Source organism: Actinoplanes flavus (assembly GCF_017592555.1).
Lineage (GTDB): Bacteria > Actinomycetota > Actinomycetes > Mycobacteriales > Micromonosporaceae > Actinoplanes > Actinoplanes flavus.
This window is the reverse complement of sequence record NZ_JAGFNS010000026.1, coordinates 80,488-93,950: the sequence shown is the minus strand read 5'-3', so window position 1 is coordinate 93,950 and position 13,463 is coordinate 80,488. Positions and strand designations below refer to the sequence as shown.

The 13,463-nt window shown below is 72.2% G+C and carries 14 protein-coding genes and 1 tRNA gene; 7 read left to right on the top strand and 8 right to left on the bottom strand.

The window, feature by feature from the left end:
- The first annotated feature begins 17 nt into the window (after positions 1 to 17).
- Complete coding sequence (locus J5X75_RS32165) at positions 18 to 1,493, top strand: phosphatase PAP2 family protein (protein WP_208471361.1); 1,476 nt, start codon at positions 18 to 20, stop codon at positions 1,491 to 1,493.
- Positions 1,490 to 2,503 carry an endonuclease/exonuclease/phosphatase family protein gene (locus J5X75_RS32160; RefSeq protein ID WP_208471360.1) on the top strand — a complete coding sequence of 338 codons (1,014 nt, stop codon included), beginning with the start codon at positions 1,490 to 1,492 and terminating at the stop codon, positions 2,501 to 2,503. The genes J5X75_RS32165 and J5X75_RS32160 overlap by 4 nt, the downstream gene beginning before the upstream one ends.
- A 412-nt stretch (positions 2,504 to 2,915) precedes the next feature.
- Here the strand turns inward: J5X75_RS32160 and J5X75_RS32155 are convergent, their stop codons facing one another.
- From J5X75_RS32155 to J5X75_RS32145, 3 genes are all read right to left on the bottom strand, one after another.
- Positions 2,916 to 3,437 carry a mycothiol transferase gene (locus J5X75_RS32155; protein ID WP_208471359.1) on the bottom strand — a complete coding sequence of 174 codons (522 nt, stop codon included), beginning with the start codon at positions 3,435 to 3,437 and terminating at the stop codon, positions 2,916 to 2,918.
- 565 nt (positions 3,438 to 4,002) lie between these two features.
- Positions 4,003 to 5,577: a GGDEF domain-containing protein gene (locus J5X75_RS46175; protein WP_208471358.1), complete on the bottom strand. Its 1,575-nt coding sequence runs from the start codon at positions 5,575 to 5,577 to the stop codon at positions 4,003 to 4,005.
- A 93-nt stretch (positions 5,578 to 5,670) separates the two neighbouring features.
- Complete coding sequence (locus J5X75_RS32145; protein ID WP_238490279.1) at positions 5,671 to 7,242, bottom strand: fibronectin type III domain-containing protein; 1,572 nt, start codon at positions 7,240 to 7,242, stop codon at positions 5,671 to 5,673.
- Between the two features lie 75 nt (positions 7,243 to 7,317).
- Between J5X75_RS32145 and J5X75_RS32140 the strand changes: the two genes are divergently transcribed.
- A complete protein-coding gene (locus tag J5X75_RS32140; RefSeq protein WP_307798391.1) occupies positions 7,318 to 8,208 on the top strand; it encodes a hypothetical protein in 891 nt (296 codons plus the stop codon).
- Here the strand turns inward: J5X75_RS32140 and J5X75_RS32135 are convergent.
- From J5X75_RS32135 to J5X75_RS32120, 4 genes are all read right to left on the bottom strand, one after another.
- Positions 8,205 to 8,387, bottom strand: a complete 183-nt coding sequence (locus J5X75_RS32135; protein ID WP_043522949.1) for a DUF4236 domain-containing protein — start codon at positions 8,385 to 8,387, stop codon at positions 8,205 to 8,207. The genes J5X75_RS32140 and J5X75_RS32135 overlap by 4 nt on opposite strands.
- A 55-nt stretch (positions 8,388 to 8,442) precedes the next feature.
- Entirely contained in the window at positions 8,443 to 8,898 is a 456-nt protein-coding gene (locus tag J5X75_RS32130; RefSeq protein ID WP_183215729.1) for an RrF2 family transcriptional regulator, read from the bottom strand.
- A 66-nt stretch (positions 8,899 to 8,964) separates the two neighbouring features.
- A complete protein-coding gene (locus J5X75_RS32125) occupies positions 8,965 to 9,849 on the bottom strand; it encodes a helix-turn-helix transcriptional regulator (RefSeq protein ID WP_208471356.1) in 885 nt (294 codons plus the stop codon).
- A 190-nt stretch (positions 9,850 to 10,039) separates the two neighbouring features.
- A complete protein-coding gene (locus J5X75_RS32120) occupies positions 10,040 to 10,471 on the bottom strand; it encodes an SsgA family sporulation/cell division regulator (protein ID WP_014446635.1) in 432 nt (143 codons plus the stop codon).
- Positions 10,472 to 10,780: 309 nt separating this feature from the next.
- Here J5X75_RS32120 and J5X75_RS32115 point away from each other — a divergent pair, with 309 nt between their 5' ends.
- From J5X75_RS32115 to J5X75_RS32100, 4 genes are all read left to right on the top strand, one after another.
- Positions 10,781 to 11,155: a TIGR02611 family protein gene (locus J5X75_RS32115; protein ID WP_208471355.1), complete on the top strand. Its 375-nt coding sequence runs from the start codon at positions 10,781 to 10,783 to the stop codon at positions 11,153 to 11,155.
- Between the two features lie 52 nt (positions 11,156 to 11,207).
- Positions 11,208 to 11,282 (top strand) — tRNA-Val (locus J5X75_RS32110).
- Between the two features lie 364 nt (positions 11,283 to 11,646).
- Positions 11,647 to 12,057, top strand: coding sequence for a spore-associated protein (locus tag J5X75_RS32105; protein WP_208471354.1), 411 nt, complete (start codon positions 11,647 to 11,649; stop codon positions 12,055 to 12,057).
- A gap of 12 nt (positions 12,058 to 12,069) precedes the next feature.
- Complete coding sequence (locus tag J5X75_RS32100) at positions 12,070 to 12,474, top strand: spore-associated protein A (RefSeq protein WP_208471352.1); 405 nt, start codon at positions 12,070 to 12,072, stop codon at positions 12,472 to 12,474.
- 46 nt (positions 12,475 to 12,520) lie between these two features.
- On the opposite strand, the gene J5X75_RS46170 is transcribed toward J5X75_RS32100, so the two are convergent.
- Positions 12,521 to 13,369: an NBR1-Ig-like domain-containing protein gene (locus J5X75_RS46170; protein ID WP_208471351.1), complete on the bottom strand. Its 849-nt coding sequence runs from the start codon at positions 13,367 to 13,369 to the stop codon at positions 12,521 to 12,523.
- Between the last annotated feature and the right edge of the window lie 94 nt (positions 13,370 to 13,463).

Sequence of the window (13,463 nt, the reverse complement as noted above, 5' to 3'; positions counted from 1 at the left end):
ATCCGTTGGAGTGCGCCGTGACCGATGACAACCGTGTGGTGGAACGCGCCGGCTGGGCGCCGGTGCGTCACTTCGCCGAGCGCAGCGTGCTCGGCCTGCTCGTGGTGGCCGCGATCGGCCTGACCTTCGGTGTCCTGCTGCTGCTCGTGCGGTTCCACTGGCAGCCGTTGCAGGACCTGGACCGGGCCGTCGCCGACGGGCTGAACCGGTGGGCGTCCGGTTCGGACGCCCTGGTCGCGGTCCTGCAACAGGTGTCCTCGTTCGGCGGTCGCGGTGTGCTGGTGCCGCTCGTCGTGCTGCTGGCCGCGCTGCTGATGGTCCGCCGCCGCCCCCGCCCGGCGATCTACCTGCTGGTCACCGGCGCCGGGGCGCTGATCCTCGACCCGTCGCTGAAAGCGCTGATCGGCCGGCTGCGCCCGGTCGTCGAGGTGCCCGTCGCCTCGGCCCCCGGCAACAGCTTCCCGAGCGGGCACGCGCTCGGCTCGATGGTCGTCTACGGCATGATCGTGCTGGTCCTCCTGCCCGCCGTACGCCGCCGGTGGCGGCCCTGGTTCGTCGGCCTGGCCGCCGTGCTGGTCGTCGCGGTCGGCTTCACCCGCATCGCCCTCGGCGTGCACTTCCTCTCCGACGTGCTCGGCGGCTGGATGCTCGGGCTCGCCTGGATCAGCGTGACCGCCTACGCCTTCCGGATCTGGCGCCGCGAGGCCGGCCACCCCACCCCGCCGATCACCGACGGCCTGGAACCGGAGTCCGGCCCCGACCTGCGCCCGGCCCCCGCCGAGGGCGCCGTCCTGCCGCACCCGTGGGCCAAGGGCGCCGAGATCCTGGTCGGCTGGGTCTTCGTCTTCGGCCTGCTCTACCTGACCGGCTACACCGTCACCCGCTGGACCCCCGCCTTCGACGAGGCCGTCCCCGCGTGGCTGCAGAGCTTCCGCACCCCGTCCCTGGACCACCTCAGCTGGATGTGGAGCAAAGCCGGCGACACACACGCCATCCTGATCATCTCGCTGATCTTCTGCCCGATCGCGCTGGCCCTCTGGCGGCAGTGGCGGCCGGTGCTGTTCCTGGCCCTCACCATGTTCGGCGAACTGACCCTCTTCCTCTGCGCGGCCGCCGCCGTCGACCGCCCGCGCCCGCCGGTCGAACAACTCGACGGCCAGATGCCGACCTCGTCCTTCCCGTCCGGTCACATCGCCGCCACCATCTGCCTCTGGACCGCCATCGCGATCATCGTGATGGCCCGGGTCCACAAGCCGTGGCGCTGGATCTTCCCGGCCCTCGCCGTGATCATGCCGCTCGGCGTGGCGCTCTCCCGCATGTACCGCGGCATGCACCATCCCACCGACTTCCTCGGCGCCGTGCTGCTCACCGCCGCCTGGGTCACCGTGCTGTGGTGGACGGTCCGGCCCAACGCGCACGCCGGGACCGCCGCCGAAGCCGCCGAGGAGGCCGCGCAGGCCACCCACGGCCGCCGCCTGGAGACCGTCGGATGAGAGTGCTCACCTGGAACATCAAGAACGGCGGCGGCGACCGCCTGCCATCGATCATCAAGGTGATCGATCAGGCGCGCCCCGACGTGGTCACCCTTCAGGAGCTGCAAGGCTTCCACCGGTACGGCGGTCGCCGCCTCCGGGAACTCGCCGCCGCCCTGGACATGACCGCCCACCTGGCCCCCTCCGTCCTCGCCCAGCCGGTCGCCGTGCTGGTCCGCGAGCCGCTGCGGATCGTGCGGCGCGCCCGGATCAGCTGGCGGTTGCATCACGCCGCGGCCGTGGCGGTGGTGCCCACTCCGGCCGGCCCGTTGACGGTCGTCAGCGCCCATCTCAACCCGTTCTCCCCCTACCGCCGGATGCGCGAGGCCCGCTGGCTGGCCGCCCGCCACGCCACCCCGAACGGCCTGACCCTCATAGCCGGCGACATGAACGGCCTGGCCCCGCCCCACAACCCGAACCCCCAGGCCTCGGCGGTCGACACGAACCCCCCGACCCCGGCGGTCGACACGAGCGGCCCGGCACCGGCGGGCGTCGCGAGCGGCCCGAGCCCGGCGGGTGTCGCGAGCGGCCTGGACCCGGCGGGTGTCGCGAGCGGCCCGAGCCCGGCGGGCGTCGGGAACGGCCCGAGCCCGGCGGGCGTCGCGAGCGGCCCGAGCCCGGCGGGCGTCGCGAACAGCCTGGACCCGGCGGGCGACCACACTGCGGCGCTGGCCGGCCTGCCGGCTCTCTACCGCAAGCGGCACCTCGGCCCTGACGGCCGCCCCGACACGAGAGCCCTGGCGGCCTTCCGGGAGGAGGGCTTCGTCGACCTGTGGCACACCGTCGGGTCCGGTGACGGCCACACCGTCCCGACGGCCTACGCCGGCCACGAATTCGCCCCCGTCCGCCTCGACTACCTCCTGGCCAGCCCGCCACTGGCCGCCCGGGCCCAGCACCTCCGGGTGATCCGCGACGACCTGACCGCCCAGGCCTCCGACCACTACCCCCTCCTGGCCGACCTCGACCTCTGACACCGCACACCCACCGCCGCGGCCGCCAGTCGATCTTGCCTAGCTGGTCGTGGGCGCTGTCTCAAGGCGCCCGGGACAGCCTTGACAGCCAGCCGAGCCGCCCCACCCGAACGCTGTACCCAGTGCGGCGACCTGCAGTGACTCGGCTGGTCGTGGGCGCTGCCTCGAGGGCGCTGAGGCAGCGCCCTGGCAGCCAGCCGGAGCGGTGCGGTCGGGGGCGTGCCGACGGTGTTGAGGCAATGCTGGCGGTGGTAGGAGTGGCTCGGCTGGTCGTGGGTGTCGTCTCAACGGCGCGGGGACAGCACTGACAGCGAGCCGGAGGGCTCGGCTGGCGAAGGGCTGAGGCAGCGCCGGCGGCCGGCTGGGCGAGATCGCTGCCGGCGGCCAGCCCTTCGTTCGTGGCGTGGGTGGGTTACTCGCCGGTGGGGCCGCCGGCGAGTTCGGCGACGATGTCGAGGTGGCCGAGATGCCGCGCATACTCCTGGAGCAGGTGGAAGAGGACCCGCTCCAGGGTGGCTGGGTCGGCGCCGTCCCAACGAGGGCCCGGCTGCCCGGCCACGGTCAGATCGCTGCCGGTGATCACGGCGGTCGTGTGCTCGCCCTGGGCGCGCAGTGCGGCCGTCAGGTGGGTCAGGGTCTCCGATGGCTCGACGTGCCAGCGGTCGTCGCGCCGGTCGCCCCACGGATCGCCGACGTCACGGCCCTGGAAGCCCCACTCGATCCAACGGAGCTCGACGAAGCGCAGGTGCTTGACCAGCTCCAACGGCGTCCACCCGCTGGGCAGGCGGCTGGTGCGCAACTCGGCCTCCGGCAGCGCGGACACCTTGGACAGCAGGCTCTCCCGGAAATAGTCCAGGTAGCGGACGAAGACCTCCGCCCGCCCGGCGGCCGGGGCGGTGGGCGACGGAAAGACGATCGGCGCGTCATCGAGCATGCTCCGATGATGTCAGCACCCTCTGACATTTTCAGTCGCCGCCCGCCGGTCCGGAATGTCCGTTCAGAAGGTGCCCACGCGCTGTAGTCGATCTCGCCCGGCCGGCCCTGCGAGCTGTTTCGGAGCGCTCGAAACAGCTCCCACGACCAGCCGGAACGGGTCGGCTGGCGGTGAGTGCTGTGGCGAGGGGGTGGGGGCGGCTCTTGTGGCCTGGCGGGATGGGTCGGCTGGCGGTCAGTGCTGTGGCGAGGGGGTGGGGGCGGCTCTTGTGGCCTGGCGGGATGGGTCGGCTGGCGGTCAGTGCTGTTGCGAGAGGGCTGGGACAGCGCTCACGACCAGCTGGACACCTTCGGCTCGGTGTCCGGGCGGCCAACGGCCGCGGGCGTTCCGTGAGTGGTCGCCGGTGGGCCGCCCGCCGGCTGTGGAGACGGTGTCGCTGGGTGGTGGGCGGCTGGTTCGGGGTGAGGTCTCGCCGCGCTGTACGCCGGTGGGCGCGCTACGGCCGTGACCCGGCTCGGGGCTCGCGTGGTGACCGGGGGACCGGTCGCCGCTCGTACCGAATATGTCAGTCGGCGACGACGCGGTCCCGGCCGCCCCGTTTGGCGGTGTAGAGGTTGCGGTCGGCGGTGGAGAGCAGCGCCGAGAAGGTGTCGCGGCCCTCGGCGACCGTGGTGACGCCGATGCTGGTGGTCACCTGGAGGGTGCCGGTGATGGGTTCCCAGCCGTGGGCGCGGATGCGCAGGCGGAGGCGTTCGCAGCGGACCGCGGCCTCCTCGGCGTCGACGCCCGGCAGGACCAGCAGGAACTCCTCGCCGCCCATACGCGCGGCGACGGCCGGGCCGGAGGCGGCCTCCTCCAGCAACTCGGCGACGTGCTGGAGGACCATGTCGCCGGTGGTGTGCGAGAGGGTGTCGTTGATCCGTTTGAAGTGGTCCAGGTCGATGATGGCCATCGACAGCGGCAGGCGGCGGGCGGTCGCCTCCAGCAGCAGGGCCGGCACCCGCTCGTTGACGTAGCGGCGGTTGTAGAGGCCGGTCAGGGCGTCCCGGTGGGCCATCTCGCGGAAGTGTTCGCTGTCCCGGCGGGCCTCGTCGGCCTCGAAGACGGCCTGCAGCGCACGTGCCCGGGCGTCGCGCTGCACCGACTGGAGCGCGGTGGCGGCGGCGTGGAAGGCGCGATGCTCCTCGTACGCCTCGGCAAACCGCCCGGTGGCGGCGTAGAGCGCGGCCTGCTCCTGCCGGACCCGGGCGCCGATGGCGGCCAGCCCGCGTTCGGCGCAGAGGCGACCGGTCGCGTCCAGAGCGGTCTGCGCGTCGTCGTACCGGCCGGCCAGGCGGCGGGCCTGGGCCAGGGTGAGGTGGCACTCGGCGACCGCGTCACCCTCGGTGGCGGCGACCAGGTCGGCCAGGACCGGGGAGAGCAGTTCCTCGACGGCGGCGTAGCAGCCGCCCATCAGCTCGACCTGGGCCATGGTGTCCAGCTCGTTGGCGGTGAACCGGACATGGGTCCGGGTCTGGACCTCGCGCATCTGCCCGACCAGCATCCGGGCCTCCGGCTCGTCGCCGGTCTCCACCGCGGTGTACGCCATGTTGTTGAGCAGCGACATCATCATCTCGTGGTCGCCGGCCGCCGCGGACAGCGCGAGGGCCTCCTGGGAGCGGCGTTTGCCGTCCTCGTGGGCGCCGGTGTCGTCCAGCGCGACCGCGAGCGTCATCAGGTGCCGGGCGCGCAGGTGGGGTGGCACGTCGTCGGTGAGGTAGGCGACGCTCTGCACGGCGTGGTTCAGCCCGTCCGAGTAGTCGCCCACGTGCCGGTAGAACACGGACAGCTCGCGGTGCGCGCGGGCCAGCAGATAGCGCGCCTCGTTCTGCTCGGCCCAGGCCCGGACCTGGTGGGCCAGCTGCCCGCCCTCGCCGGTGCGCCCTTTGCGGAGCAGCACGCCGGCCTGGAGCAGGACGGCGCGCTGGGCGACCTCCTCGGCGCCCAGTTCGGTGGCCCGCTGCCGCAGTTCGAGGGAGGGCCCCCAGATCGACCGGAACCGGGACGGAGGCCGGGACTCGAGTTCCGCGAGGGCGGCTTCGAGGGCACCGAGCTCGTCGTGAGGCTCGGTGGGAACCCGGCTCGCCGTTTCCGTCGTCACTGTCCCTACTTCCTGTAGTTGCTCCGTGACAGTTCACGGTCCGGTGCCACGGTGGCAGAGAGGATCCCGATCGGTTGCGGAACGGTTGCGATGTCAACGGCTGGTGCACACCGGCGCGGCGGCGGCGTCACCCACCGCGACGGTGAAGCAGTAGTTCAGCTTCTCGTTGAGGCTGTAGACGACGTAGTCGGCGGCCCCGGCCGGCAGGTCCGCGATCTTGACGGGTGGCTGACCGGCCCGGCCCCCGGTGATCAGCACCGCCTTCGTGGCGTCGCGGGGGTAGACCCACTGGAGAGAGACACTGTCGCCGTTGTCACGCGACCGCACGTTCTGTGGGGCGCCCGGCACGGCGGAGGGCTTGACCGGCTCCTGGACGGCCGGCTGGGCGGTCGGCTGGGTGGCGCCGTCCGCGCCGGGCAGGGTCAGGATGACCACGACGGCGGCCGCCGCCACCCCGGCGGCGAGAACCGTGGCCAGCAGCAGCGGGTGGGCGACGCGGGATCCGGCCGGCCGGCCGGTGCGGACCGGGAGGCGCCGTGAGTTCGGCGGATCGCTGCGGGTGCCGGTCGGCGCGGTGCCGACAGGCAGGGGCCGGCCGTCCTCGCCGTAGTCGGGCGCACGGTTGCCGGGCAGCGGCGGTGGCGTGTCGGCCCGGGCGTGCCGGCCGGTCAGGTCGCCGGGCAGCCGGTGCACGTCGCTGAGATAGAGCGGCTGCTGGTAGACGGTGCCGTTGGGATCGGTCTCGCGGTCGTCGGCCGGTGGCATGTCGTCGTAGAGCTCGTCGGCCGGAACCGGGTAGACCGTGCCGTTGGGGTCGGTGGGACGGTCGTCGGGCGGTGGCTGGCCGGGCGCCACGGCCGGGAACACCGACGGCCGGGCCCCGGTCGTGTCGGGCACCGTGGGCCGGCGCGGGAACGGCCTGAACGGGCGCCCGCCGGAGGTGTCCCGGGTGCCGCAGGTGTGCCGCCCGGACGCCGTGCCGTCGACCAGCGCGGTCGCCTGCCGGGCCAGCGGGTGGTCGGCCGGCAGGTGGCGGGCGCTCAGCTCGCCGGCCAGTGCGAGATGCTCGCGGGCCTCCTCGTCGCGGCCGCACTCACGCTCCATGGCGCCGAGCCGGGCCAGCATCTTGATGCCGGCCGGTGCGGCGTCGCCGTGCACCCGGCTGTGCCGCCGCCAGGCGCGGGCCAGCCGGGCCCGGGCCGTGCCGCAGTGGCCGGCCGCGTGCTCGGCGGTGGCCAGGTCGGCCTCGGCGGCCAGCACCCGCGGCGAGTCGGGGCCGTCCATCAGGGCCAGCTCGCCGATCAGGTCGTGGTAGACGGAGGCGGCCCGGCCGTGCTGGCCGATCCGCTGGAGGACCGCGGCGTGCATGGCGGCGGCCGCGATGGTGCGCTCGTCGCGCGGGCCGTGCAGCCGCTCCTCGGCGGAGTGCGCGAAGGCGGCCCACAGCCGGGCCGACTCGGGGTCGCCGAGGGCGATCAGGACTCGGGCGTGCAGGGCGGCGGCCACCGCCAGGTCGGCGGTGGCGCGGCGGGGATCGGCGTCGGCGCCGCGGAGGACGTCGTCGAGGACGGCCCGGGCGCCCATCAGGTCGCCGGCGGACGTGAGCGTCTGCGCCTGGGCGGTCAGTTCGGCGAGCGGAGGGGCCATGTATCCCATAGTGCTCATGCGAACACCCTGGGTACAAGTTTCCGGTAGCTAAGTGGACAGGGTAGAAACTGCGGTATGTCCCCAATCGGCGCTGTGAAACGTGAACTACTCGTCCGCCACCTGCAGGCATGGGCCGCGGGTGCGCTTCATCACGCCCGGCGGGCGACCTATGTGCACGGCTACGCCGACGCGGACGACGGGATGGCTGCCGAGGCGGCGGTCCGGGTCCTGGCCGACCTGCCCGGCCTGTCCCGGGGGCGGGAACTGTCCATGGTGGCGGTGGGCGCCGACGTCACCGGGGTGGGGGAGCGGCTCACCGCGGCGCAACGCGACGCCGGCGCGGGGGCCGGGCTCACGGTGCTGCCGGTGGGCGGCGGGACGGACGAGCGGCTGGCGGTGGCGTTGCGTGCGGCCGGCGCGGTGCGCGTACCGCTGCTGGGGTTTCTCGACGCGACGGCCGTGGGTGAACCGCCCGCGGTGACCACCGTCGGCGCGATCGCGGCCGGGAAGCCGGCCGAGGTGCTGCTGGCGCTGCCGCCCGGCAGCCCGGTCGACCCCTATCGGGGCCTGGGGTTTCCGCTGGTGACGGCGGCCGAGTTGGCCACCGGGCCGGAGCCCGGCGAGGTGGTGGCTTTCGCCACCACCTCCGCGAAGAGCCTGGAGAGCTTCAAGGAGGCACTCTGGGCGGTCGACGAATTCGCCGGGGTACGCCTACGCGATCCCGCCGACCCGGAGCGGCACCTGATCGACATCGCGCTCCGTCCCGATCCCGGCCCGCTCCGCCGTGAACTGCTGGCCCACCTGTCCGAGGTGGGCCGGGCGACCGTGACCGAGCTGCGCACCTTCGCCCTCACCGAGACCGTCTACCGGGCCGCCGACGCGACCCGGGTGCTGCACGCGATGATCGACGCGGGCACGGTCACTCGGGAACCCGCGCACGGACGGCTCGGCGGCGACGTGGTGATCGAGCGGGCGCCGTCCTAGCGGGAGCGGCTCTTGTCCTGCTTCCAGGACAGCGGGCCGGGCAGGTCGACGCGGTGCGCGCGGGTCTTGGAGTTCCACGACCAGCGCCCGATCTTGAGGCTCCAGGACGAGTAGCCGTTCTCGGTGAAGTTCAGGACCAGCGGACCGATCTTCTTCCGGCTGCGGTAGACGATGCCCATCGGAAAGCTCCTTTCTGATGGCGCATCGGTTCCCGATCGGCCGGATCCACAAACGTCAGCGTGGCTGCCAGGCGTCCGGGCGGGTGGTCAGCTTGCGCACGTGCGCCGGCATCCGCCCGCTGATCAGCTCGGCGAGGCTCACCTCGTCGACCACCTCACGGACCGCCGCGCGCACCGCCACCCACAGGTTGGGCAGGTTCTCGGCGGCTCCCGTGTACTGAGTCTCCTCCGGACGGAGGCCGCGCACACCGGCGAGCGGTCCGTCGACCGCCCGCAGGATCTGACCGATGGTCACGTCCCGTGGGGGGTGCGACAGCGTGTAGCCGCCCTCGGCGCCCCGCTGCGCCCGCACCACCCCGGCGCGGCGCAGGTCGGCTAGCACCGCCTCGAGGAACTTGCGGGGCATGTTCTGGTCTTGGGCAATGGCCTGAGCGGACATCAGTGCGGGGTAGGCCTGCGCCAAACTGAGGGCGGCCCGGACCGCGTAGTCGCCGCGCGCGGAGATCTGCACCTGACTATCATGCCCCGGCCTCGCATCCCGGATGCACATACCCCAGGGGATTGTGGGAATTAGGGGTCAATCGGCCGGTGATCTCTGCCCCGGGATGGCGGCCGGCCGGCCGGTGAGGAACCGCCCGCGGAATTGTCCGGGGCTCAGGCCGGTCTCCCGGTGGAAGAAGCGCCCGAAGTTCGTCGGCTCGCCGAAGCCCAGGCCACGGCCCACCTCGGCGACCGACATCGCGGTCGCCGCGAGCATCCGCCGGGCCTGGAGGGCCACCCGGTCGTCGACCACCTGCTTCGCGGTGCGCCCGGTGAGCGCCAGGCTGGCCCGGGTCAGGGTACGCACGGAGCAGCCCAGCTCGGCCGCGTAGTCCTCGACCCGGCGGGTGTGCGGATAGCGCTCCTCGAGGCGGCGCCGGAACCGCTCGAACGTCCGGCTCTCGACGTGCGCCCGCAGCCCCGAACCCGGATCGAGGGTGGCGATCCGCAACAGCAGGGCGGCCAGCTCGTGCCGCAGCAGCGCGGCGGCGACCGGGCCGGGCGGGCCGGTCGCGTCGGCGGCCAGGTGGGCGAAGACGTCCCGGAAGACGGCCGGGCCGGGCGGGGTGAGTGGCTCCCGGGCCGGGCCGGACGGATCGTCGGGACTCAGCCCGGGCAATTCCTCCGGGCCGAACAGCCCCGGTCGGAAAACGATCGTCAGTGGATCGTCGCCGTCTCCGGGGCGGGAGAAGCGGGCCGCCTGTCCCGGACGGATCCAGAGCAGGGTGCCCGGGCCGCACAGATGCTCGGCGAAGTCGATCTCGGCAAGCAGCGGGCCGGTCGTGGTGAGGACGAGGGCGTGACACCTCAGCAGGCCGGTGGCGGCGCCGGCGGCCACCGGCAGGACGCAGCCACCGATACCCGACCAGTCCGGTGGAAGACAGGTGGGCGCCGGCTCGGTGTGATGAATGAGTGCTGGCATCGCGCCTGACGGTAGTCGTCGATGCGTGCCCGCGCATCCACTAGCGCACCGACTGGGCGTTATGTCCGATTTCGAGCTCGGTATTCGCTATACGTCCGATTCCGATTTCTTTTCGGAGATCCATATTTAATTCGGATAAAGGGAGACCCGCACGGACCGGCAGTGTCCGCGCGGGTCTCCCCGTTGTCGCTTATCGGCCCGCCAGTAGTCGGTTGACCGCGGCGTCCACGTCCAGGTGGTCCGACTCCCGCCCGCGGGGCACCACCACGTAGGTGCGCCGCAGGAAGCGGACCAGGACGCTGCGCGGCACTTCGAACAGCGCGTTGCCATCGGGCGACGACAGGGCCAGGGCGACGAAATCGCCACGCGGCGTGGCCCAGGGCCACACCCGGACGTCGCCGATCCCGGCCGGCTCGTCGAGCCCGGTCACGAGCAGTTCCCGCGCGAAGGACCAGCTCACGGCTTCCCCACCGGCTGATTCTGCGTGGAACAACACGTGGACCGCGTACGGGTCGGCTGGGTCGTAACGCAGGCTGGCGCGCACGGGCAGTGCCGTCGCGTCAGGCGCTACGAGCCGCAGCGAGGTTTCGACCTCGACGGTCGTTGGACGAATGGTACTCATGGACGAACTCCCCCCGGCACCGCTGCGAGGCTGGTGAACCCCGCGTTTCCCATACTCAGGTGATCCCTGTCGTTACGCTCCGCCATACGCTGATCTCACCCAGTAGTGGGAAGACGGTTCCGAAAACCCTTCCGGGCAGGACGAGAAGCGATATCTTGTCCTGTTCTGCCTGAGTACTCGGTTTCGCCCGGCGTCAGTGGTCCAGCGGTTGACTTACTCCGGTAACGTCCATTCCTCCCGGGTAGTGACGGGGCTCCAGGACACTGGGGGATGAAATGGGTGTAAAACCGGACGACGGGGTTCTCAGACGTGCGTGTGCTTGACCGTATCCGGTCCAACTCCACCGGCCGGCTCGCTCTGAAGGTCGGGGTGGGCATCGTGGGCGGCCTGGTGGTCGCCGTCGGCATCGTCCTGATCCCGTTCCCCGGCCCCGGCTGGGCGATCGTGATCCTCGGGCTCGCCATCCTGGCCGTCGAGTTCGCCTGGGCCAAGGGGCTGCTCGCCTTCACCAAACGGCACGTGCAGAACTGGACCCACTGGGTCGGCCGGCAGACGCTCGGCGTGCGCGCGCTGATCGGCCTGGTCGGCATGATCTTCATCAGCTTCGTGGTCTGGGCCAGCGTCCTGCTCAGCTTCGACCTCAACCTCTTCACCTGGTCACTCGACTTCGTCGGGTGGCGGTGACCCCCTGAGTCGCGTCCCTCGGGCGCCGTCTAGTAGAGTTCCATCTCGTTGAGGGCGATTAGCTCAGCGGGAGAGCGCTCCGTTCACACCGGAGAGGTCACTGGTTCGATCCCAGTATCGCCCACCATAGTTATCTAGCCGCAAAAACACCCGTCGTCATGATTCATGACGACGGGTTTTTCGTTATGGGCCGTTGGGCGGTCAGTCCTGCGGTGTCGCCTGGCCGCGGTCCAGCGTCTCGATCATCATCGCCTGGCGGAAGCCGAACAGTTCGGCGCCGCGCTGCCGCAGGGCGCCCACCGGGTGGTGGACGTCGGGATCACTGCTCGGGGAGACCGAGTGGATTGTCCGAAACCTCGCCGGCGCAAGGCCGCTGACCTGCGGTTGTTTTATCCAAAACGGCCAGTGGACATAGATCGTCTGGTGCGCGGCGGGCGGCCCGTGCCAGCGTCTGGGTCGCAATGATCCATCGCCGAAGGGGAATCCACCTCGTGCGTATCTCTCAGAAAATCGCCGCGCTCGGGCTGACGGCCGCCGCCACCGCGGCCGGCGTCACGGTCGGCGCCGCACCGGCCCAGGCCGCGCTCTACGGCGGGCAGTGCGGCTCCGGCTACGGCGTCGTCAACCTGATCGACCTGCCCGACTCCCGGGGCACGGTGTACCTGACCTACAACGCGTCCAGCGGGAAGAACTGCGTGGTCACCATCCGGGAGAACCCCGGCACCGCCACCCTCATGGAGGCGTACCTGCGCCGCTCCGGCACCTCGTCCTGGGTCAAGGACAGTGGCAACTTCACCACGTACGCCGGCCCGGTGTACGTGTCCGCAGCCGGCTCGTGCGTCGACTGGGGCGGCACCATCGGAACCGCCTCGAAGACCCGTACCGGCACCAACTGTGGCTGAAAGAGGAACCCTGTGAAGCTCGTCAAGACCGCCGTGGCCGCCGCCGCCGTCACGGCCGCCGTGTCCGTGGCCGGCGCCGCCCCCGCCTACGCGGCCAGCTACGGCGGCGAATGCGGCTCCGGCTACAGCGTCGTGAACTCCGCGGCCATCGGCACCAAGGGGACCGTGTTCCTCACGTACAGCTCGGCCACCGGCAAGAACTGTGTGGTGGCGAAGCGGAACAGCTCCGGTTCGGCGGTGCTGCTCGAGGCCGGCCTGGCCATCAACCCGGTCGGCACGCACTGGACCGTGTTCGACGGCGGCTACTACACCTCGTACGCCGGGCCGATCTACCTGTCCGCCGCTGACAAGTGTGTGGACTGGATGGGCCGGATCAGCGGCACCGAGGGCGGGAAGCGCGGCACCAACTGCGGCTGACGGTCAGCCGGTGAAGCCCCGTGGGCGGCGTCGCGCCCGCGGGGCTTCACCGTGCGCCCACCCGTACGTCCAGGAAGATCGGTCTCTTCAGCGGGAAGAACGTCCGTCCCTGCTCGTCCGCCATCTTCCAGAAGATCTTGCACGGCCCGGCCGTGCCGGGCGTGCGCACCTCCACCGAGATGTCCACCGTCTCGCCCGGCGCCGTCTGCGGAATCGGCACCAGCGCCGGCGCCTCGCAGGGCTGCTCGTTGGCGCGCGCCAGGAACCGGTTGGCCCAGACCACCGTGCCCGTGTTGCGCAGCCGCCACACCTTGGTGAACGACGAGTTCGGCGGCACCAGCGTCCCGTCGGGGTAGGTGATGTCGCCCTCGAACCGCGAGTCGTCGCGTTCGGCCGTCGCCGGCGCCTCGGCGTCCTCCCGGCCGAAGACGACGAACCCCAGGACCACACCCATCACCGCGGCCGCCGCGGCGGCCGCCACCAGCCGGAACCGCCCTCGCACACCCGGCGGCGAGACCCGCGCGACCGCCTCGGGGGCCGCCGGCGGGCCGGGCTCCGGGCCATCCTCCGCCTCGCCGGCCTGGGCTCGTGACCAGTGCTCGCGCCACTCCTTCTCGGTGGCGACGGGATCCCGCCCGAGCCGGTCCACGGCGAGCACCCGGACGAACTCCCACGTCGTCTCCCAACTGGGCAGCACCCGTCCCTGTGCCGCCGCCGCCAGCGACGACTTCGAGGCCGCCGCACCGAACCGCGCGGCCATCACCTCGTAGGAGGGGTCGCCCGCCTCCTGCTTCAACCGCCACAGCCGGTCCGCGAAGGCGCCCACCGGCCCCGACGCCGGATCGGGCCGCGCCGACCGCCGCCCCCGCCGCAGCCGCGCCGATTCCGTCCGCACCTTCGCCACCTCGCTGTAACCGTCCACAATGCCCGTAAATGCGTCGGTCACCCTACCGGCCCGCCCGCTCGCGCCGGACCGGGGCAGGGCCCGA